The organism is Streptomyces turgidiscabies Car8, assembly GCF_000331005.1.
GTDB lineage: Bacteria > Actinomycetota > Actinomycetes > Streptomycetales > Streptomycetaceae > Streptomyces > Streptomyces turgidiscabies.
The window spans coordinates 79765-99866 of record NZ_AEJB01000208.1 but is presented as its reverse complement, the minus strand read 5'-3'; the positions used below and the strand labels follow the sequence as shown (position 1 = coordinate 99866).

At 71.5% G+C, this 20102-nt stretch carries 17 protein-coding genes; 15 read left to right on the top strand and 2 right to left on the bottom strand.

Annotated elements, in window-relative coordinates; genetic code table 11:
• Window positions 1-157 precede the first annotated feature (157 nt).
• Complete coding sequence (locus tag STRTUCAR8_RS13480) at window positions 158-1636, top strand: ricin-type beta-trefoil lectin domain protein (protein ID WP_044472129.1); 1479 nt, start codon at window positions 158-160, stop codon at window positions 1634-1636.
• Window positions 1637-1726: 90 nt separating this feature from the next.
• On the opposite strand, the gene STRTUCAR8_RS13475 is transcribed toward STRTUCAR8_RS13480, so the two are convergent.
• The gene (locus STRTUCAR8_RS13475; RefSeq protein ID WP_006376335.1) at window positions 1727-2788 is read right to left on the bottom strand and encodes a LacI family DNA-binding transcriptional regulator; all 1062 of its coding nucleotides are present in this window, start codon (window positions 2786-2788) and stop codon (window positions 1727-1729) included.
• A 213-nt stretch (window positions 2789-3001) separates the two neighbouring features.
• Here STRTUCAR8_RS13475 and STRTUCAR8_RS13470 point away from each other — a divergent pair, with 213 nt between their 5' ends.
• The 5 genes from STRTUCAR8_RS13470 (at window position 3002) to STRTUCAR8_RS13450 (ending at window position 7859) form a co-directional block, all read left to right on the top strand.
• Window positions 3002-3265: a hypothetical protein gene (locus tag STRTUCAR8_RS13470; RefSeq protein ID WP_006376264.1), complete on the top strand. Its 264-nt coding sequence runs from the start codon at window positions 3002-3004 to the stop codon at window positions 3263-3265.
• Window positions 3265-5580 carry a heavy metal translocating P-type ATPase gene (locus tag STRTUCAR8_RS13465; protein ID WP_006376265.1) on the top strand — a complete coding sequence of 772 codons (2316 nt, stop codon included), beginning with the start codon at window positions 3265-3267 and terminating at the stop codon, window positions 5578-5580. Before STRTUCAR8_RS13470 ends, STRTUCAR8_RS13465 begins: the two co-directional genes overlap by 1 nt.
• Window positions 5577-6101 (top strand): copper chaperone PCu(A)C, encoded by a 525-nt coding sequence (locus tag STRTUCAR8_RS13460; RefSeq protein WP_006376226.1) that lies wholly within the window; start codon window positions 5577-5579, stop codon window positions 6099-6101. Before STRTUCAR8_RS13465 ends, STRTUCAR8_RS13460 begins: the two co-directional genes overlap by 4 nt.
• A 172-nt stretch (window positions 6102-6273) precedes the next feature.
• Entirely contained in the window at window positions 6274-6939 is a 666-nt protein-coding gene (locus STRTUCAR8_RS13455) for a hypothetical protein (protein ID WP_006376289.1), read from the top strand.
• 230 nt (window positions 6940-7169) lie between these two features.
• Window positions 7170-7859: a sigma-70 family RNA polymerase sigma factor gene (locus STRTUCAR8_RS13450; protein WP_006376192.1), complete on the top strand. Its 690-nt coding sequence runs from the start codon at window positions 7170-7172 to the stop codon at window positions 7857-7859.
• Window positions 7860-7945: 86 nt separating this feature from the next.
• Here STRTUCAR8_RS13450 and STRTUCAR8_RS13445 read toward each other — a convergent pair whose 3' ends face one another.
• The gene (locus STRTUCAR8_RS13445) at window positions 7946-8473 is read right to left on the bottom strand and encodes a copper chaperone PCu(A)C (RefSeq protein ID WP_044472128.1); all 528 of its coding nucleotides are present in this window, start codon (window positions 8471-8473) and stop codon (window positions 7946-7948) included.
• Window positions 8474-8644: 171 nt separating this feature from the next.
• Here STRTUCAR8_RS13445 and STRTUCAR8_RS13440 point away from each other — a divergent pair, with 171 nt between their 5' ends.
• The 9 genes from STRTUCAR8_RS13440 to STRTUCAR8_RS13400 all read left to right on the top strand — a co-directional run bounded on the left by STRTUCAR8_RS13440 (window position 8645) and on the right by STRTUCAR8_RS13400 (window position 20093).
• Entirely contained in the window at window positions 8645-9400 is a 756-nt protein-coding gene (locus STRTUCAR8_RS13440) for an aspartyl/asparaginyl beta-hydroxylase domain-containing protein (protein ID WP_006376293.1), read from the top strand.
• A gap of 235 nt (window positions 9401-9635) precedes the next feature.
• Window positions 9636-10997, top strand: a complete 1362-nt coding sequence (locus tag STRTUCAR8_RS13435) for an MFS transporter (protein ID WP_006376217.1) — start codon at window positions 9636-9638, stop codon at window positions 10995-10997.
• Between the two features lie 70 nt (window positions 10998-11067).
• Entirely contained in the window at window positions 11068-12111 is a 1044-nt protein-coding gene (locus STRTUCAR8_RS13430) for a beta-ketoacyl-ACP synthase III (protein ID WP_006376299.1), read from the top strand.
• Window positions 12108-12347, top strand: coding sequence for an acyl carrier protein (locus tag STRTUCAR8_RS13425; protein WP_006376224.1), 240 nt, complete (start codon window positions 12108-12110; stop codon window positions 12345-12347). Before STRTUCAR8_RS13430 ends, STRTUCAR8_RS13425 begins: the two co-directional genes overlap by 4 nt.
• A 30-nt stretch (window positions 12348-12377) precedes the next feature.
• Window positions 12378-13268, top strand: coding sequence for a (3R)-3-[(carboxymethyl)amino]fatty acid oxygenase/decarboxylase (gene scoE / locus STRTUCAR8_RS13420; protein ID WP_006376255.1), 891 nt, complete (start codon window positions 12378-12380; stop codon window positions 13266-13268).
• Window positions 13265-13762, top strand: coding sequence for a (2E)-enoyl-ACP glycyltransferase (gene scoD / locus STRTUCAR8_RS13415; RefSeq protein WP_006376328.1), 498 nt, complete (start codon window positions 13265-13267; stop codon window positions 13760-13762). The genes scoE and scoD overlap by 4 nt, the downstream gene beginning before the upstream one ends.
• 19 nt (window positions 13763-13781) lie before the next feature.
• Entirely contained in the window at window positions 13782-15344 is a 1563-nt protein-coding gene (locus STRTUCAR8_RS13410) for a fatty acid--CoA ligase (RefSeq protein WP_006376310.1), read from the top strand.
• A gap of 73 nt (window positions 15345-15417) precedes the next feature.
• Window positions 15418-15663 (top strand): phosphopantetheine-binding protein, encoded by a 246-nt coding sequence (locus STRTUCAR8_RS13405; RefSeq protein ID WP_006376302.1) that lies wholly within the window; start codon window positions 15418-15420, stop codon window positions 15661-15663.
• The gene (locus STRTUCAR8_RS13400; RefSeq protein ID WP_006376317.1) at window positions 15660-20093 is read left to right on the top strand and encodes a non-ribosomal peptide synthetase; all 4434 of its coding nucleotides are present in this window, start codon (window positions 15660-15662) and stop codon (window positions 20091-20093) included. Before STRTUCAR8_RS13405 ends, STRTUCAR8_RS13400 begins: the two co-directional genes overlap by 4 nt.
• Window positions 20094-20102 lie beyond the last annotated feature (9 nt).

The window sequence follows — 20102 nt, the reverse complement described above, 5'->3', positions numbered from 1 at the left end:
ACCGGGGCGGGCGACGTGTCACTGTCCGGCCATGGTTACGTAACCATGGCCGGTTTACACGGGTCCGAGTAGCTGAAACCGGACCATGGTTCATCACCGAGTCGACTCAGGTGACGAACCCGCACTCCGACCTCCGATTTCCGTCACTGGAGACGACATGACCAAGACCCCGACGAGGTCGAGACGACTGGCCAGTGTGCTCATGGCCGGCCTCGGCGCGACCCTCATGTTCCTGACCGCTCCCGCCCCCGCCCTCGCTCAGTCGGCCCCCTCGCACGCGCCGGTGAAGCCTGCGAAGCCCGCGGCCAAGGGTGGTACCAGCGACTTCCGCGGCGTGAACTGGGCGGACCCGCGGGACAACTACGCCAGTGACGCCGTAGTGCCCAGCGGACTGTCGGTCACCGACAACTACCGCACGGTGTACCGCACCACGGACAAGATGGTGCGCGGCTTCAAGAAGAACCTGGGCGCCAACACCCTGCGGCTGCCGATCAACCCGGCGAGCGTGGGCACCACCTGGTGGAAGTCGTACCGCGCGACGATCGACGCGGCCACGGCCTACGGTGACAAGGTCATCGTCAGCTACTGGGAGGCCGACAGCAGCAAGGACGGGCTGGTCGACGACACGGCCGCCTGGAAGAAGATGTGGAACACGGTCGTACGGGAGTACAAGCACAACCCGCGCGTCTACTTCGAGCCCATGAACGAGCCGCACGGCTACACCCTGGACCAGTGGGTGTCCGTCACCAGCGGCTGGCTGGCCCAGCACAAGGACGTCCCGCGTGGCCGTGTCGTGATCAGCGGCACCGGCTACAACGACAACGTCACCGGTGTCGGCGCGGCACCCGCCCTGCGGGGAACGCTGCTGTCGCTGCACTTCTACGGCTTCTGGGCCAGCTACACCACGCAGGCGGAGTGGACCGCCGACCTGGGCGCCCGTCTCGGCAAGTACACCAACCGGACCATCATCGACGAGGCCGGCTCCCCGATGACCATCGGTCTGAACTACGGGGCGTGGAACGGCAACATCTACACCTCGTACCTCGCGGCCGTGGCCAACACCGCCCGCAGCAAGGGCATGGGGCTGGTGTACTGGCCGGGCCTGCGTAACGGCGACGCCTACTCGATCGAGTCGCTGGACGCCAAGGGCAACCTGGTGGACAACAGCGCCACCGGAGTCGCGCTGCTGCGCTGGGGCTACGGCTTCGGCAAGACCCCGCCCGTCAACAACCTGCCGCCCGCGCCTCCCGGTGAGGTCCTGCGCGGGGTGGGCTCCACCCGCTGTGTCGACGTGCCCGGCTTCAGCACGACCAACGGCACCCAGCTCGACCTCTGGGACTGCAACGCCGGCGGCAACCAGATCTGGAACTGGAACGCGGACAACCAGCTCACGGTCTACGGCAACAAGTGCATGACGGTGGGAGGCACCGGCACCACGGCGGGCGACCCCGTGGTCATCACCGACTGCACCGGCGCGGTGGCACAGCAGTGGAACGTGAACGCGGACCTCTCGGTGACCAGCGTCGCCAACCCGGCGCTCTGCCTGGACGCGGCCGGAGCGGGCACCGGCAACGGCACGTCGGTCGACGTCTGGTACTGCAACGGAAGCACCAACCAGCAGTGGGCCAGAAGCTGATTCCGGCACCTGTTCGCCTCGATCACTGATCCGAACCTGACTGATCCGAACCGTACGGGCCCTGAAAGCACATCTCAGGGCCCGTACGGTTCAGCGCCGCCGTGCTTCGCCTTCCGGTGAGGCCGGCGGCGCTTCCGTACTCGCGCGGACCACCAGCCGGGTCGGGACCAGGGTCTTGTCGATCAGGTCGGGCCCGGTGCGTCCGATCTTGTCCAGCAGCTTCTGGAGGCTGAGCCGGCCGACCGCGGCGAAGTCCTGCCGGACGGTGGTCAGCGGTGGCCAGAAGGCATGGGCCTCCTCCATGTCGTCGAACCCCACCACGCTGACGTCCTCGGGAATCCGGCGGCCGAGCTCGTGCAGGGCACGCATGACACCGAGCGCCATGTGGTCGTTCGCGGCGAAGATCGCCGTGACCTCCGGCCTGCGCCCCAGGGCCAGCCCGTGCCGGTATCCGGACCGGGTGGTCCAGTCGCCGTACAGCACCGGGGGCGGCACGATCCCGGCCTCCTCCAGGGTGCGCCGCCAGGACTCGACCCGGTGGGCCGCGGAGAACGAGGCCGGGGGGCCCGCGATGTGCCACACCTGCCGGTGGCCGAGTTCCAGCAGGTGTTCCGTCGCCTGCCGGGCGCCCTGTGCCTGATCGGTGTCCACCACGGTGTAGCCGGGGCCGGTGTCGGAGTCGACGACCACCATCGGGACCCCCGGGGGGAGGCTGAACTCCGCGTCGTCCAGGAAACGCGCCTCGAAGACGAGGATCACTCCGTCGACGGCCGCGTCGCTGAGCCGGTCGTAGGCACCGGAGACCCTGCCCATGGTCGGGTCCGGTACGGGGATGAGGGTGACGGCGTACTTGGCGAGCGCGGCCTCGCTGGTGATGGCGTCGAGCGTGCGTGTGTTCCCGTACGTCCTGAGCGTGAAGGTGATGACACCGATCGTGTTGAACCGCCCGCTCCTGAGCGCGCGTGCGGCTCCGTTCGGCCGGTAGCCCAGGGCCTGCATCGACTCCACGACCCGCTGCCTCGTCGCGGGGTCGACGTTCGTGTGGCCGTTGGACACGCGTGAAACCGTCTGCGGCGCGACACCGGCGTGCCGGGCGACGTCCGCCATCGACGGCCGGGGCCGGCCGGACATGGGCTTTTCCCCAATCGCCATGATCCCTTGATTCCCTTGTTCCCCTGTTTGTCGGGTCCTGACAACCAGCCTAGGCCCACTTCCCGCGCGTTCGCGGGGCGAGACGCCCGCGACCTCTGCTGTGACTGGCGCCACACGAGACCCCCGGAACTCGGTCCGGCCCCGCTCCGACTACTCGTTCGGTACGGCGCGACTCCGAACGACGCCGTACGACATGACCTGGAGACGCGGTTGATGGACGAGTCCCGGCAATCCTCATCGAGCGCGAGCGGCATGGGCGAGGTGGTGCGGAGGGCGGCGCCCCCGCCCGCGCTCTGCGGCTTCCTTCTGCTGCTGGCCCTGATCTTCACGGTGTCCTACGCCGTCGGCGTCGGCGCCGGCCCTGTCGCACCCGGCATGCACGGCACCAGCGGCGGTGACGGCAGCGGTGACGGCAGTGGCGGGGGCGGCACGGGAGGCACCGGGGGTATGGACGACATGCAGGGGGGACACGGCTGATGGGCGCGGAACCGGGGACTGCGGGGACCGTCCTGCTGACGACCGATCTGACCGTCGGCGGCATGACCTGCGGCGCGTGTGTGACCCGCGTCGAGAAGAAGCTCGGCAAGCTGGACGGGGTCACCGCGACCGTCAATCTCGCCACCGGAACGGCCCGTGTGAGTCACCCGGCGGACATCGGCCCGGACGAACTCGTCGCCACCGTCGAGAAGGCCGGATACACGGCCGCCCTGCCCGAGCCACCCGGGAAACGGGAGCCCGCCGACGACGGCGCCGACGACGGCGACGAGTCCGAGGGTGCCCGGCAGGAACGGCACCGGCTGGTCGTCACGGCCCTGTTGTCCGTCCCCGTGCTCGTGCTGTCCATGGCGCCCGCTCTGCAGTTCCGCAACTGGCAGTGGCTGTGCTTCGTGCTCGCCGCGCCCGTCGCCGTGTGGAGCGCCTGGCCCTTCCACGTACGGGCGGTACGGGGGCTGCGGCACTCGGCGGCCACCATGGACACCCTGGTGTCGCTGGGCGTGGTGGCCTCCTTCGCGTGGTCGACGTACGCGCTGTTCCTCGGCGGGGCCGGCGACCCCTGGATGCGGATGCCGTTCACGCTCGTGCCCGCCGCCCCGGACGGGGTCGCGCACCTCTACCTCGAAGCGGCCGTCGGCGTGACGCTGTTCGTGCTCGCCGGGCGGTTCCTGGAGGCCCGGGCGCGGCACGGGACCGGCGAGGCGCTGCGGTCACTGGCCCGCCTCGCCGCCAAGGAGGTGTCCGTCCGGGAGGACGACGGACACGAACGGCTCATCCCCATCGAGGAGTTGAGGGCCGGCCAGGTGTTCGTCGTGCGGCCGGGCGAACGGGTCGCCACCGACGGGCAGGTCACCGGGGGCAGTTCGGCCGTGGACCTCTCCCTGGTCACCGGTGAGAGCGAGCCCGTGGAGGTCGGGCCCGGTTCGGCCGTGGTCGGCGGGGCCGTCAACGCCGGCGGGCTGCTCCTCGTACGGGCCACAGCGGTCGGTGCGGACACGCAGCTCGCCCGGATCGCCCGGCTGGTGACCGAGGCGCAGGCGGGAAAGGCGCGGGCGCAGCGGCTGGCCGACTCCGTCGCCGGGGTGTTCGTGCCGATGGTGCTGGCGCTGGCCGTCACCGCGCTCGGATTCTGGCTGGGCGCCGGAGCCGATCCGCAGGCGGCGCTCACCGCGTGTGTGGCGGTACTGGTCGTGGCCTGTCCCTGCGCCCTCGGGCTCGCGACGCCGACCGCGCTGCTGGCCGCCACCGGCCGGGGAGCCCAGCTCGGCGTGCTCGTCACCGGGCCGCAGGCGCTGGAGGGACTTCAGCATCTCGACGTGGTCGTCCTCGACAAGACCGGCACCCTGACCACCGGCCATATGACCGTCGCCAAGGTCACCGCCCCGCCGGACGGGCTCGGGAGCGACGCGGCACTGCGCTTGGCGGGGGCCGTGGAACAGGGCTCGGAGCATCCGCTCGGCCGGGCGATCTCAGCCCACGCGCGCCGGGAGTCGGGCGCGCGGCGGCTGCCGGACGTGAGCGAGTTCGTCGCCCTGCCGGGACGCGGTGTGCGGGGGCTGGTCGAGGGACGGCTGGTCGAGGTCCTGTCGCCCGACGACGACCTGCCCGCCGCGCTCGCGCAGGCCCTGGCGGGCGCCGAGTCCGCCGCCCGTACGCCTGTGACGGTCCGGGTGGACGGCACGGTCGAGGCGCTGATCGAGATCGGGGACGTAGTACGGCCCGGCAGCTATCGCGCGGTGGACCGGCTGCGGCGGCTCGGCGTACGGCCCGTGCTCGCCACCGGCGACCGCGAGGCACCTGCCCGTGCCGTCGCCGACGCGCTCGGCATCGAGGAGGTGCACGCCCGCTGCACACCCGAGGGAAAGGCCGACCTGGTACGGGAGTTGCGGGAACAGGGTTACCGGGTCGCGGTCGTCGGCGACGGCGTGAACGACGCCGCCGCGCTCGCGGGTGCCGACCTCGGGATCGCCATGGGCTCGGGCACGGACGTGGCCATCGGCGCCGCCGACGTGACCCTCGTCCGCGGTGACATCGAGGCCCTCGCGGACGCGGTGCTGCTGGCCCGGCGCACGCTGGGCACGATCCGTGAGAACCTCGTCTGGGCCTTCGGCTACAACGTCGTCACCGTCCCGCTCGCCATGGTCGGCCTGCTCAACCCGATGCTGGCCGCCGCGGCCATGTCGGCGAGTTCGGTGCTGGTCGTCGCCAACAGCCTGCGCCTGCGCGGCTGGCAGCCCACGCTCTCACCCTCGCGCTCCACCTCGACCGCACCGGCTTCCCGGAGAGGTGCCCGATGACCGAACCGCGCCTGTGGCGCCCGACCCGCCGCCGGCTCACCGATTCCCTGTCGGCCGTGCTCGCGCCGGTCGCCGTGTGCGGGCTGGCGCTCGGCGGGCTGAGTACGTGGACCGCCTTCGGCAACGCAGGCAGCCCGGCCCGGATCGAGGTCACCGGCGGCAGGATGTTCACGCCCTCGGGAGCCACCCCGGTCACGGCGGCCTTCTTCCGGATCACCAACAGCGGGGGAGCGGCGGACCGGCTGCTGAGAGTGACGTCCACCGAGGTCGGCGCGGGCGAGGCCGTCCTGAGCCGGCACGTCATGAACAGCTCCAACACCGCCTCCGACCTGACGGTCGGCTCCGTCGCCGTGCCGGCGGGCGAGAGCCTCGCCATGTCACCGGACGGCCTCGACGTGATAGTGCCGGTGAGGAAGGGCTGGCAGCCGGGCGACCTCGTCTCGTTCACGCTGCACTTCGAGCACGGCGGGGCCGTGAAGACCCTGGCGGTGGTGGTCCGGCCGGGCGAGGGCGGTATCTGACGTTTCTGGGGACGCCAGCTGACGGCTCTTCCGTAGAAGTCGGCCGGACCGTCCTTCGAGTTCCGGCGGGTCCCTGTGTTCTGTATCACTCCCCTCTGGGTGAGTTGGGGGCCCGGGTCCCGTGCGTACCCACCTGTGACGAGCGGAGCCCGGATGCGAGGATGAGGCCGTCATGACTGCAGGGCGGGGTGTGCGCACGGTACGAGCCGCGGTGTTCGCGGCCGTCTGTGTGCTGCTCGCTGCCCTCGGACACGTACTCATGTCGGGCTCCAGCGTGCCGTGGTGGACGCTGTCCGCCGGCTTCGGCGCCACGAGCGCCGTCGGCTGGACCCTGGCGGGCCGTGAGCGGGGGCTCCCGCTGGTGGTGTCCGTCGTGGTCGTCGTGCAGGGGGCACTCCACTCGGCCTTCTCATGGGGCGGGTCGGCCGCGTCGGGATCCGGCACGGGTGGCATGTCCGACGGCTCGATGTCCATGGGCTCGATGGACGCCATGGACATGGGCTCCGCGCATATGGGTTCCGCGCACATGGGCCACGTGGGCCACATGGCTCACGGCACCGGCGGTACGTCGTCGCTGGGCATGCTCGCCGCCCACACACTGGCCGCCCTGCTGACCGGTCTGTGGCTGGCGTACGGCGAGCGGGCCGCCTTCAGGCTCCTGCGGGCCGTCGCCGGTTGGCTGGCCGCTCCGCTGCGGCTGCCCCTGCTCGCCCTGCCCGTACCACCGCGCCGGCCCAGTCTGCGGCCGACGCGTGAGCGTGCCGAGCGGATCCCGCGGCTGACGCTCACACACACGATCATCTCTCGGGGGCCTCCGGCCGGGACCGCTGTCGTCTGAGACAGCAGGCTCCCCGAGGCCGTCCCGCCGGTGCCGCGTCTGTCGGCACCGCAGACGCGCGGATGCGCGGACACGCGGCTTCGGGCGCGGGGTGTGCACGTCGTACGCCCCTTCCCCCTTCCGTCCCGGGACCCTCCGCAGCGGTTGAGCTCACGCCCGGCGTGCCCAGCGCACGCTCGTAGGTGTGCCGCCGCGCGGACCGGTCCCGGACCACCCGAGAAGGACATCAGGTGATCACTCCTGTCCTCCCCTTGTCGCCCTTGTCGCCCCTTTCGCCTCTGGCGTCCAGGAAGCGCGACGCGGGTCGCACGGCGTCCGGTCGGCCCGTCACGACGGCGACGCCCGACGACCCGGCCACCGCCTATGCCCTCGCCGCCCGGGCCGGCGATCCCGACGCCGTCGACCATTTCGTGCGTGCCCTGTACTCGGACGTCGTCCGCTACGTCACCTACCTCTCCGGCGACCGCCAACTGGCCGCCGATCTCGCCCAGGACACGTTCCTGCGGGCGCTCGGCGGCCTGCACCGGTTCGAGGGCCGCTCGTCGGCGCGCACCTGGCTGCTGTCCATCGCGCGCCGCACGGTCATCGACAGCCTGCGGTACGCCGCCACCCGGCCGCGGGCGGCGGACGTGGACGACTGGACGAGCTGGGCGGAGCGTGCCCAGCCCATCGGCCTGCCCGGCTTCGACGACGGGGTGGCCCTGCTCGACCTGCTGGACGCGCTGCCCGTCGAGCGCCGCGAGGCGTTCGTCCTCACCCAGTTGGCGGGGCTGCCCTACGAGGACGCCGCCGTCGCCGGGGGCTGCCCGGTCGGGACGATCCGCTCCCGGGTGGCCCGCGCCCGCGCCACCCTCATCGAACTGCTCGACGAGGCCGAGGCAGTTGAGGCGGACCGGGTCCCGGCTGCCGTCGCCGCGTAAGGGAGGGGCGTCGGTGTCCCACGGGGCCGGGGGACACCGACGCTCCAGTCCTGGCGCTGGCCCGGCCCCGCTCCCGGCCCCGTGGCTCACCTCGCGGGCGCCGCCCCGACCACGGTCGCCCGGACGGTGACCTTGCCGCTCCGCTCGAACCACAGGACGTAGGGCACGCGCCGGCCGGGTTTCAGGACGGGCGGGTCCAGGATCCCGACCAGGACCCCGCCGGGTGCCATGCGTAGCGTGCCGCCCGCGGGAACCTCGACGGACCTTACGGAGTACGTGCGTTCGGCGCCGCCACGGATCACCGTGCGGCGCAGGATGCTGACGCCCAGGTCCGGTGAGTCCGCGTACAGCAGGCTGTCCTTCGACGGGCCGGTGTTGCGGATCTCGAAGTACGCGCGGGTGGCGCCGGAGCCCGCGGGTACCGCGACCACGCGCGCGTCGACGACCCTGATCCCGGGCGGTGGCTCGCCCGCCGCGCCGGTCGCGGTGTAGCCCGCCAGCAGGACCAGCGCACCGGCGGCGGCGCCCAACGGTGGCACCACGGCCCACAGGGCGTTGGCGAACCGGGTGTTGCGCGTCCGGCGCGGCACGCGGATCACACTTCTCTGCTCCATGTGGGAGTGGTCGGGGCGTGGGTCCGTCTGGTTCCCGGCGCCTGTCGAACCGGCCGGTTTCCGCAGGGAATTCGAGGAAGCCGGGAACTCGGGCCCGCCCCCGGCCGACTACTGGTCCGACAGGGCGGCTCGTCACCCGCCTGACCGCCACCCCACGGAGCTGAGAGCCGAGTGACACCCGAGATAGAGAACGCCTTCGCCGCGATCAGGGCCGAGTTCGGTACGGAGTCGATCACCAGGGTCGAGCAGATGCTGGAGCCGGGCGGCGGCGGCGAACGGCATCCGGCGCAGAAAGCGGCGAAGTGGGTCCTGCCGGGACTGTCCGCGACTCCCTGGCACGACCCCTACGCCTACGACGAGATCGTCCCGGTCGTGCGGGCGCTCGAAGACGCTCATCAGTCGATCAGAACAGAGCTGGACGTCGCCTGGGCGGGGCGCCGGGAGGCGTTCTCGGACTACGAGCACTATCTGACGCGCCAGGACAACTGGCAGGCCCTCTATCTCTTTCGCGGCGGTGGCCTTGTCACGGAGTCGGCAGCTCTGGCTCCGACCGCTTACCGGTTACTGAAAGAAGTCGCCGTCGACACGGAGAAGATCTGTCCCCTCCTGGAATGTCATTTCTCCACGCTGCTGCCCGGCGCCGCCATCGACCCCCACTGCGACCTGTGGAACTTCAGCATCAACCTCCATCTCGCCGTGGACATCCCCGACGGATGCGGTATCACGGTGGCCGGAGAGACCCGGTCCTGGGAGGAGGGCAAGTGCCTGCTCTTCGACTACTCCTTCGAGCACGAGGCGCGTAACGAGGGCACGCGCCCGCGAACCTGCCTGCTCATCGACCTCTGGCACCCGGAAACGACCCTCCCGGAGCGCCGGGCACTGGTCGCCCTCATGACCGAGATCCGCCGGCTCATGGGGGAGGACTGAAGGGCTTATCCGGAGGACGGAATTCAGAAAAACATTCAGAAAAAAGGTCCCGGCAATCAATGACTGTCGGCTCTGAGTGCTGCCTCGATACGTTATTCGGTGAGTGATTCCGGACGGGAAGTCCGGCATTCCCAAGCGGGATTCCTGCTGCTACGGTGACGCAAAACGAACGGCCTTTCGGGAATTCCTTCCGCATGGAATCCCGGCGGCTCTGATTGCGAGGGGGTGACCGATCGTGTCTCTTTTAGTTCTGGCGTTGGGGCAGCTCGTCATCTCGCTCGACTACAACATCGTGTACGTCGCCCTGCCGGACATCGGCGCCGGGCTCGGCTTCTCCGACCACGATCTGCAGTGGGTGGTCAGCGCCTACGTCGTGTCCACGGGAGGTTTCCTGCTGCTGGGCGGCCGGGCCGCCGACCTGTTGGGCCGGCGCCGGATGTTCGTCCTCGCCGCACTGCTCTACGCGGGATCGTCGCTGGTGGGCGGGTTGTCGGAGACGCCCGGTGTGCTGGTCGCCGTGCGGGCGGTCCAGGGCATCGGCGGATCGCTGCTGTTCCCGGCGACGTTGTCGCTGATCAACACCCTGTACGAGGAGGGACCCGCCCGGAACCGGGCCCTGGCGGTGTGGGGTGCGGCGGGGGCCGGCGGGCTCTGCTTCGGGTCCCTGCTGGGCGGGGTGCTGGTGGAGGCCTTCGGCTGGCCGTCGGTGTTCTTCGTCAACGTGCCGATCGCCGTGGTGCTCGCGGTGGCCGGCCGGCTGCTCTTCCCGGCGGACGGGCCGCGGGACCGTACCCGGCGCTTCGACGTCCTGGGCGCGCTCACCGCCACGGGCGGGATCACCCTCCTGGTGTATCTGCTGGTGCAGGCCCCGGCGGAGGGCTGGACCACACCCGCGGCCCTCATCAGCGCGGCGCTCTCGGCCGGGCTCCTGACCCTGTTCGCCGTAGTGGAACGGCGGTCGCCCGAACCGCTCGTACCGGCAAGGATGTTCGCGCACCGGGGCCTGCCGGCGGCGATGGGAGTGACCGCGCTGTTCAGCGCCACGTTCAGCTCGGTGCCGTACTTCCTCACCCTCTACTTCCAGACCGTCCACGGCTACAGCTCGGTCGCGACCGGGCTCGCGTTCCTCGTGCCGGCCGTCGTGGTGGCCGTGGGCACCCAGGCCGGGGAACGGGCCGTCGCCGCCTTCGGGATGCGCCGCACGCTGGTGGGCGGGATGACGGTGGGTGCCGCCGGAGCGGCGGCGCTCGGCCTGGCGCTCACTTCGGACGGCTCGTATCCGAAACTCCTGCCGGGGATCGTGCTGTTGGGGCTCGGTCAGGGCGCCGCATGGACGGGGATGTGGATCGCCGCGTCCGCCGGGGTCGCACCCGGTGACCAGGGGGTGGCCTCCGGGCTGGCGTCGACCACCCTGCAGGTGGGCGGTGCGGTGGGACTCGCCGTCCTGGTCGCGCTCGCCGGGGGAGTGGGACAGAGCGCCACCGGGGCCGGGCTGCTCGACGGCATCCGTACGGCCGCGTTCGCCATCGCGCTCGGCATCGGCTGCGGGGCGCTCGCGCTCGCGATGCTCATGCGGCGCGGGACCCCGAGTCCGTAGGTCTCCCTCCCGGCCTCCCCTTCCTCTTCCCCTTCTGTGCCGCCACTTCTCCTGTGCCTGGAGTGCCTTCATGTTCCATGCTGCCACCGGTTCCTCGGCGCCGCCCGCCGCCGTTCTGTGCGGGCTGGCCGGCTGGGTGCCGTCCCGGGTGGTGACCAACGCGCACCTCGCGCGGCGGCTCGACACCGACGACGCCTGGATCCGTACCCGTACGGGGATCCGGCAGCGGCACGTCATCGACCCCGGGCAGGCGACCTCCGACCTCGCTGTCGAGGCCGGCCGCCGGGCCCTCGCCTCCGCCGGGACGGGTCGTGCCGACGCTGTCATCGTGGCCACGTCGACCCCGGACCGCCCCTGCCCGGCCACCGCGCCCGCGGTCGCCGCACGCCTGGGGCTGAGCGGGGTGGCCGCCTTCGACATCGGCGCGGTGTGCACCGGGTTCGTCTACGGACTCGCCTCGGCCGCCGGACTCATCGCGGCCGGTGTGGCCGAACGGGTCCTGCTCGTCGGGGCGGACGCCTACTCCACGATCGTGGACCCGCTCGACCGGGCCAACGCGATCGTCTTCGGCGACGGCGCCGGAGCCGTCGTCCTGCGCGCCGGACATGCCGACGAGCCCGGCGCGGTCGGCCACTTCGACCTCGGCAGCGACGGCGCCCACGAGGACCTGATCACGGTCGCGGCCGGCGGCTCCCGCCAACGCTCGCGGCCAGGTGAACCCAGCCGCGAGGAACGGCACTTCGCGATGCGCGGCAAGGAGGTCTACCGGCACGCGGTGACCCGCATGGCGCAGTCGGCGCGGGCCACCCTGGACCGGGCCGGCCGGAAGACCGACGACGTCGACCTCTTCGTACCGCACCAGGCCAACCTGCGGATCCTGCACTCGGTCGCCGACGACCTCGGGCTGCCGCGCGAGCGGTGCGCGGCCCATGTCGAGTCCGTCGGCAACACGGGTGCCGCGTCCATCCCGCTCGCCCTCGCCGACGTGTCGGCACGACAGGCCGTCCAGCCGGGCGACCGGCTCCTGCTCACCGCCTTCGGCGGCGGCCTCACCTGGGGCTCCTGCCTGCTGACCTGGCCCACTCTTCCCCGACCGGAACGGACGTCGTCATGAGCACCACCTACGAGCAACTCGTCGGCCTTCTCACGAAGTTGCACGATGCCCCGGCCGACCGAATCCGACCCGGGGCGACCCTCGGAGAGCTCGACGTCGACTCGCTGACGACAGTCGAGATCAGCATCCGTATCGAGCGCGACCTCGGCGTGACCGTCGGCGACGACGAACTCGAACCCGAACTCACCCTCGGCGACATCGTCGGGCTCATCGACGCCCGCCGAGCCACCGTCTGACCCCGCCCGACCATGGAAGGAAGCACCGGTATGGAGATCAACGAACAGCCTGGCGGCGCGATCGGCGCCGAGGTCGAGGGCTTCGACCACACCACCGCCTCGGACGCCGACATCGCCGCGCTCAAGAACACCGTCTACACGAAGAAGATCGCCGTCCTGAAGGGACAGCACCTCTCCCCCCAGGAGTTCCTGGCCCTGGGCAGGCGGCTGGGGCGCCCCGAGACCTACTACGAGCCGATGTACCAGCACCCGGAGGTCCCGGAGGTGTTCGTCTCCTCCAACGTCCCGAAGGACGGCAAGCAGATCGGCGTACCGAAGACCGGCAAGTTCTGGCACGCCGACTACCAGTTCATGCCGGACCCCTTCGGAATCACCCTCATCCACCCCCAGGTCATTCCGGAGAAGAACCGCGGAACGTATTTCATCGACATGGGCCGGGCGTACCAGAATCTGCCCGAGGAACTGAAGAGGGAAATCGCCGGAACACGGTGCAGGCACTCGGTGCGCAAGTACTTCAAAATCCGGCCGCACGACGTCTACCGGCCTCTCTCCGAGATCATCGACGAGGTCGAGCGGAAAACCCCGGCCGTCGTCCAGCCCACCACCTTCACCCACCCCATGACCGGCGAGACGGTCCTTTACATCAGTGAGGGCTTCACCGTCGGCATCGAGGACCAGGACGGCGACCCGCTCGACGAGGAACTGCTCAAGCGGCTCTTCGACGCCACCGGCCAGCTCGACGAGACGTTCGAGCACGAGGGTATCCACCTGCAGAGTTTCGAGCGGGGTGACCTGCTGGTCTGGGACAACCGCAGCCTGATCCACCGCGCCCGGCACACGACCACGCCCGAGCCGACCGTCTCCTACCGCGTCACCGTCCACGACGAACGCGGGCTGCACGACGGGATCCGGGTGGCATGACTGACGAAGCCCTGCTGGCCCGGGTGCTGGCGCCCTACAAGGAACACTGCAAGTACCTGCGTTCGGCCGTCGTGACGGAAACCGACGGACGGGCCTCGGCCCACTGCGAGTTCGAGATTCCCGAGTCGTGCTACATCGACGACACCGGCCATCTGAATTCCGTCGAGGTGAACATCTGCTACAACCAGATGATGTACTACCTCGTCGCCAGGTCGGTACGGGACGGGCTGGGCACGGGATTCGCATCATGGACGCTGGACGACTTCTTCGCGCGCCAGCTGCCGGACATCCTCATAGCCCGTTTCTCGTCCAACTTCAGACGCCCGGTCAATCCCCGTGCATTCTCCGGGGAACTGGAGTTCCGTTCCGTCACCCGGCGCACCCCGGCCGGCGGCAGCCCGTTCCTGCACGCCGAGACCACCTTCCGCTACCGGGACGCCGAGTCGGGCCGCTGCGACGGCGAGGCGACCCTGGCGTTCGTCAACGTCCCCTGACCCAAGGCGAGAGAAAGCCATGACCATGGACACGCTCCACCACCCGGAGCTCCGGACCCTCGTCCGGACCACGAGCTTCCACGCCCGGCACCGGCCGACCACCCCCGCGATCCTCTGCGACGGCCGCACCCTGACCTACGAGGAACTGCACCGCGAGAGCAACCGCGTCGCCCACGCTCTCCTGGCCGCCGGACTCACGGCCGGCGACCGGGTCGCGTACCTCGGCAAGGAGTCGGAGCACTACTACGAGATCCTCTTCGCCTGCGCCAAGAGCGGCACCGTCCTGGTCCCCGTCAACTGGCGGCTCGCCGCGCCCGAGGTCAGCCACATCCTCCAGGACTCCGGCACCCGACTCCTCTTCCTGGAGGACGAGTTCGCCCCGATCGTCGAGAAGATGCCGACCGCGCCCCCTGAGACGGTCGTCGCACTCGGCGAGTCCTTCACCGCCTGGAAGGCACCCCACCCCGACACCGAACCACCGGACACCGCCACCCCGGACACCCCGGTCGCCCAGCTCTACACCAGCGGCACCACCGGCCTGCCCAAGGGCGTCGTCCTCGCCCACCGCAGCTTCTTCGCGATCCGGGACGCCCTGGCGAGCGAGGGCCTCGACTGGATCGACTGGCGCGCCGGCGACATCGCGCTGATCGGCATCCCCGGCTTCCACATCGGCGGCCTGTGGTGGGCGACGCAGAACCTCGACGCGGGCACGACGATCGTCGCGATGCGCGCCTTCGCCGCACGCGAGGCCGTCGACCTCATCCGCGACCTCGGCATCACCACCGCCTGCGTCGTCCCGGCCATGCTCCGCATGATGCTGACCGAACCCGGCGTCGGCGCCGAGGACTTCACCACCCTGCGCAAGACGGTCTACGGCGGCTCCCCGATCTCCGAGGCCCTGCTGGAGGAGAGTCTCGCCGTCCTCGACTGCGAGTTCGCCCAGATCTACGGCCTCACCGAGACCGGCAACACCGCCGTCTGCCTGCCCCCGGCCGCCCACGTCCCCGGCGGCCCGCTCATGCGGGCCGCCGGACGGCCGTATCCGGGCGTACGCGCCAAGGTGATCGACGGCGAGGGGCGCGAACTACCGCCGGGCGCGGTCGGCGAGGTCTGCCTGGCCACGCCCGCCCGGATGGTCGAGTACTGGGGACTGCCCGACCGGACCGCCGAGACCCTCGTGAACGGCTGGATCCACACCGGGGACGCCGGGTTCGTCGACGAGGACGGCTACGTCTTCATCCGCGACCGCATCAAGGACGCTGTCCTCGTCGCCGGCGAGAACGTCTACCCGGCCGAGATCGAGAACGTGCTGGAAGCGCATCCCGGGGTGGCCGAGGCCGTCGTCGTGGGCGCGCCCGACGAGCGCTGGGGCGAGTACGTGCACGCCTTCGTCGTCCCCGACCCCGAACAGCCGCCCACCGCACGGGACTTGCACACCTTTCTCGTCCCGAGGCTGGCGAGCTTCAAGCTGCCCGCCCGCTACGAGTTCATCGACAGGGTCCCGCGCAACCCCAGCGGAAAGATCCTCCGCCGCGAACTGCGCGACCGCTTCTGGGGTGACTCCGCCCGCAAGGTCAACTGACCGGCCCTCCCTCGGCAAAGACCTGCGACCTCACACCTGCGACCTCACACCTGCGACCTGGAGAGAGAACGACATGCCTGCTCCCCTCACGCTGGAGGGTTTCCGTGCGGACCTGGCGGAGTACCTGTACCTGCGGCCCGACGAGGTCGACCTCGACGACAACCCCCTCCACGCCGGACTCGACTCGCTGCGCATCGTCACCCTCGTGGAGCGGTGGCGGGCGACGGGCGTGGAGGTCACCTTCGTCGAACTCGCCGAACGCGCCTCGTTCGGTCAGTGGTGGCAGCTGCTCTCCGCACGTCAGGAGACAGCGAGGTGACGGAGCGTCAGTCGCTGCTCGCCGCGCAAGAAGGCGTCTGGACCGGCCAGTTGCTCGACCCGGACAGTCCGGCGTTCAACACGGCCGAGTACGTGCACATTCACGGCCCGGTCGACGCGGCCGTCTTCGACACCGCCCTGCACCACGTGGTCGCGGAGACGGAGGCCCTGAACGTCGCCTACGTGGCCGACGGCCAGGGCCGGCCCTGGGAGACGGCCGCCCCCGTCGGCGACTGGACGCTGCACACGGCCGACCTCACCGCCGAGCCCGATCCCCGCGCGGCGGCCCTGGCCTGGATGGACGAGGACATGGCCCGCCCCGTCGACCTGGCCCACGGCCCGCTGTTCGGCCATGCCCTGCTGCGGATCGCCCCGCAGGAGTACCTCTGGTACCACCGCGTCCACCACATCGCCCTCGACGGCTTCGGCCTGTCGCTGGTCGCCCGCCGCGTCGCCGACGTCTACACGGCCCTCGTCGCGGGCGAGCCGGTGGGGGACAGCGGCTTCGGCACCCTGGCCTCGGTCCGGGAGGAGGAGAGCGCCTACCGCGACTCGCCCCACCTCACCAAGGACCGCGCCCACTGGGCGGGCCGGTACGCGGACCGACCGCCCGTGGCCACCCCCGCCGACCGGTCCGCCCTGCCCGCGCACACCTTCCGCCGACGGGTCGTCGATCTCGGCGCGGCACGGACGGAGAGCCTGCGGGCCGTCGCCCACGACCTGCGAGTCACCTGGTCCGAAGTCCTGCTGGCGGTCACGGCGGCCCGGCTGCACCACATGACCGGCGCTCCGGAGATCGTCCTCAGCCTCCCCACGATGGGCCGCCTCGGCTCCGTATCCCTCCGGGTGCCGTGCATGGTCCGCAACATCCTGCCCCTGCGCGTCCCCGTCACCCCGGCGGACACCCCGCGCGACCTCGCCGCCCGCGTCTCCCGCGAACTGCGCGCCGGTCTCCCGCACCAGCGGTACCGTTACGAGCAGCTGCGCCGCGACCTCGGACTCGTGGGAGGGCAACGCCGGTTGTCGGGCCCGGGCGTCAACATCATGCCGTTCGCGTACGACCTGCGGTTCGCCGGACACCGCAGCACGGTCCACAACGTCTCCGCCGGGCCTGTCGACGACCTGTCCGTCAACGTCTACGACCGCTCCGAGGGCACCGGCCTGCGCATCGCCGTGGACGCCAACCCCGACCTCTACGACGAGGCCGACGTCACCGCGTTCCAGGAGGGGCTTCTCGCTCTGCTGGACGAGGCGGTCACCGACCCCGACCGGCCGCTCTCGGGCCTGCGGGCGCGTGAGTCCGTCCCCGTCTCCGTTCCCGTTCCCGTCCTGGACGGCGGGCCGCTTCCGGGCCCGGCGCTGCCGGTGCTCGGGCTGATCGCCGACCAGGCCGCCCGGCGCGGCGCGGCGGTGGCCGTCGAGCACGACGGCCGCAGCGTGACGTACGCGGAACTCCTCGGCTCGGCGCGTGAACTCGCCCGCCGACTCGCCGCCCGCGAGGTGGGCCCCGGGGACCTGGTGGCCGTGACCATGCCACGCGGCATCGACGCGATCACCGCCATCCTCGGCACCCTGCTCACCGGCGCCGCCTACTGCCCCCTCGACCCGACCGCCCCTCCGGCGCGCAGAGCCGAGCTACTGAAGGACACCCAACCCACCCTGACCCTGACGGCCACCACGTACGCCGAGGTCATGGCGAATGCCGGCCCGGCGCCCGGCGCGGGTGGGCCTGGCGCCATGGGGGACGGCTCCCCGGTGCCTGGCACGGTCGGGCCGGGTGGGCCCGTGCCGGACGGGCCCGATTGCGTGGGCGTCGTGGCGGATGGCCCGCCGGCACCCGGTGCGGCGGCCTCGGCGACCGCTCCGGCGCCGGACGGTCTCGCGTACGTCCTGCACACCTCCGGCTCCACCGGGCGTCCCAAGGGTGTCGAGGTCGGGCACCGGGCACTCGCCCGCTTCGTCGCTGGTGCCACGCACCGTTACGGTGTCCAACGCGCCGACCGTGTGCTGCAGTTCGCCCCTCCGCACTTCGACACCAGCGTCGAGGAAATCTTCCTCACCCTGTGCGCGGGCGCCACGCTCGTCGTGCGCGGCGACGACATGACCGACTCGGTCCCCGCCTTCCTCGACGCGTGCGGCCGCTCGCGCATCAGCTTCCTCGACCTGCCCACGGCCTACTGGCACGAGGTGGCCTACGCCCTGTCGACCGGCGCCGCCGTGCTGCCCGCCGGGGTGCGGACCGTCGTCATCGGCGGTGAGGCGGCCCTGCCCGAACGCGTCGACCGCTGGCGCAAGGCCGTCGGCACGTCGGTCCGGCTGCTCAACACGTACGGCCCGACCGAGGCCACCGTGGTCGCCACCGTCGCCGACCTCCACGACCCCGGCCTCGCCCACGGCGACGTGCCCATCGGACTCCCGCTCCCCGGCACGCGGGCGGCGGTGGTCGGCGGCGAACTCCACCTCCTGGGCGACAACCTGGCCCTCGGCTACCGAGGAGGCCGTTCCCCGGACGCCGACCGCTTCGCCCCCCTCCGCGCACTCCCCGGAGCCCCGCGCGCCTACCGCACCGGCGACCTCGTACGGATCGGCGACGACGGCCAACTGCGGTACCTGGGCCGGTCCGACACCGAGTTCAAGATCAGCGGGCAGCGCGTGCACCCGGCCGAGGTCGAGAGCGCCCTCCTCGCCCACGTGGGAGTGCGTGACGCCGCCGTCGTGGGACAGGTGCTGGCGGACGGGACGCGGCGGCTGGCCGCGTACGTCGTCCCGGACGGGCCCGCCCCGGCCGTGACCGCGATCAGGGACCACCTCCGGACCACGCTGCCCCCGGCGATGATCCCCTCGGCGGTCGAGTTCCTGGAACGGCTGCCCCGGACGAGCTCGGGAAAGACCGACCGGAAAGCACTCGCCGCGTTGGCACCCGGCCCCGGCGAACAGGCCGACGCGCCCGACAGCACCCTGGAATCCGTCATCGCCACCGTCTGGCGTCAACTGCTCGGCGTGGCCTCCGTCGCCGCGCAGGACGACGTCTTCGACCTCGGCGCCCAGTCGCTCCAGGCCATCCAGGCCGCCAACCGGCTCGGCGTCGAACTTGGCCGCGAGGTCAAGGTCGCCTGGCTCTTCCAGTACCCCAGGGTCGCCGAACTCGCACGCTTCCTGGGGCAGCGGGCACTCCCCGCGACTCCCGGACTTCCGCCCGCCCTGCTCGCGGACACCGTCCTCGACCCGGACATCCGCCCCGGCGCCGGACCCCGACCGGGCGGAACACCGGAGCGGGTCCTGCTGACCGGCGCGACCGGTTTCGTCGGCGTACACCTGCTCGCACAGCTGCTGACGAACACCGAAGCCGAGATCGTCTGCACCGTACGGGCCCCGAGCCCCGCCGAGGCCACCGCCCGTGTCCGCCAGGCCCTTCAGACCCACCGGATCCACCTCACGGACAGGCAGCACGCACGCGTCACGGCGATCTCCGCCGACCTCTCCCGCCCCCGACTGGGCCTGCACGAGGCGCGGTTCGCCGAACTGGCCCGCACCTGCGGGGCGATCCTCCACAACGCGGCGACCGTCAGCATCATGCGGGACTACGCCACACTGCGCGCCGCCAACACCGGGTCGACCAGGGAACTGCTGCGCCTGGCGGCCGTACGCGCGATCCCCCTGCACTTCGTGTCGACGCTCTCCGTCGCCCCGCCGCTCGCACTCGCCCCCGAAGTGCCGGAGGCGTTCTTCCCGCCCCACCCCGGACTGCGCTACGGCTACCAGCAGTCGAAGTGGGCGGCCGAGCGACTGCTCGAACAGGCCGCCGCGCGGGGACTGCCGGTCACCGTGCACCGGCTCGGCCGGATCGTCGGCCCGGCCGCCACCGGCCATGTGAACGAACGGGACTTCCTGTGGAGCGTCCTGCGCGCCGGGATACCCGCCGGCATCGTCCCCGAGCTGTTCGAGGAGGAGACCTGGACACCCGTCGACCACATCGCCGAAGCCCTCGTCCGTCTCTGCCTCGGACCGGCGGGCGCGGTGGCGACCGTCTACAACCACGCCGCCACACCACCGGTGCGGCTCAGCGACGTCTACGACTGGCTGGAGGAGTACGGCTATCGGCTGGGGCGCCTGCCCCTGGACCGGTGGCGTGCCGAACTGCCGCGTTCCTCCGGCGTCGCGGCGACCACGCTCGCCTTCTTCGACTCCTGGGAAACGGCACCCGAAGTGGCACCCGAAGCGGCGCCCGACCCCGACGGCGTCCCCGGCCCCGACCTGCGTCTGGGACGCGTGCGCGCCGACAACGTCGTGACCGGGCTGCGCGGCAGCGGCATCACCTGCCCGCCCGTCGACCGGGACCTCGTCTTCCGCTACCTCGACCACTGCGTCACCACCGGCGCCCTGCCCGCCCCGGCCCGCCGGGGCAGCCAACGGGCAACTCCCGCGAAGTAGTCGGTCCCC

Bases quoted from the DNA above. Each gene is read 5' to 3' on its own strand.
- STRTUCAR8_RS13480 (WP_044472129.1), top strand. From the start codon at position 158: ATGACCAAGACCCCGACGAGGTCGAGACGACTGGCCAGTGTGCTCATG.
- STRTUCAR8_RS13475 (WP_006376335.1), bottom strand. From the start codon at position 2,788: ATGGCGATTGGGGAAAAGCCCATGTCCGGCCGGCCCCGGCCGTCGATG.
- STRTUCAR8_RS13470 (WP_006376264.1), top strand. From the start codon at position 3,002: ATGGACGAGTCCCGGCAATCCTCATCGAGCGCGAGCGGCATGGGCGAG.
- STRTUCAR8_RS13465 (WP_006376265.1), top strand. From the start codon at position 3,265: ATGGGCGCGGAACCGGGGACTGCGGGGACCGTCCTGCTGACGACCGAT.
- STRTUCAR8_RS13460 (WP_006376226.1), top strand. From the start codon at position 5,577: ATGACCGAACCGCGCCTGTGGCGCCCGACCCGCCGCCGGCTCACCGAT.
- STRTUCAR8_RS13455 (WP_006376289.1), top strand. From the start codon at position 6,274: ATGACTGCAGGGCGGGGTGTGCGCACGGTACGAGCCGCGGTGTTCGCG.
- STRTUCAR8_RS13445 (WP_044472128.1), bottom strand. From the start codon at position 8,473: ATGGAGCAGAGAAGTGTGATCCGCGTGCCGCGCCGGACGCGCAACACC.
- STRTUCAR8_RS13430 (WP_006376299.1), top strand. From the start codon at position 11,068: ATGTTCCATGCTGCCACCGGTTCCTCGGCGCCGCCCGCCGCCGTTCTG.
- STRTUCAR8_RS13425 (WP_006376224.1), top strand. From the start codon at position 12,108: ATGAGCACCACCTACGAGCAACTCGTCGGCCTTCTCACGAAGTTGCAC.
- scoE (WP_006376255.1), top strand. From the start codon at position 12,378: ATGGAGATCAACGAACAGCCTGGCGGCGCGATCGGCGCCGAGGTCGAG.
- scoD (WP_006376328.1), top strand. From the start codon at position 13,265: ATGACTGACGAAGCCCTGCTGGCCCGGGTGCTGGCGCCCTACAAGGAA.
- STRTUCAR8_RS13410 (WP_006376310.1), top strand. From the start codon at position 13,782: ATGACCATGGACACGCTCCACCACCCGGAGCTCCGGACCCTCGTCCGG.
- STRTUCAR8_RS13405 (WP_006376302.1), top strand. From the start codon at position 15,418: ATGCCTGCTCCCCTCACGCTGGAGGGTTTCCGTGCGGACCTGGCGGAG.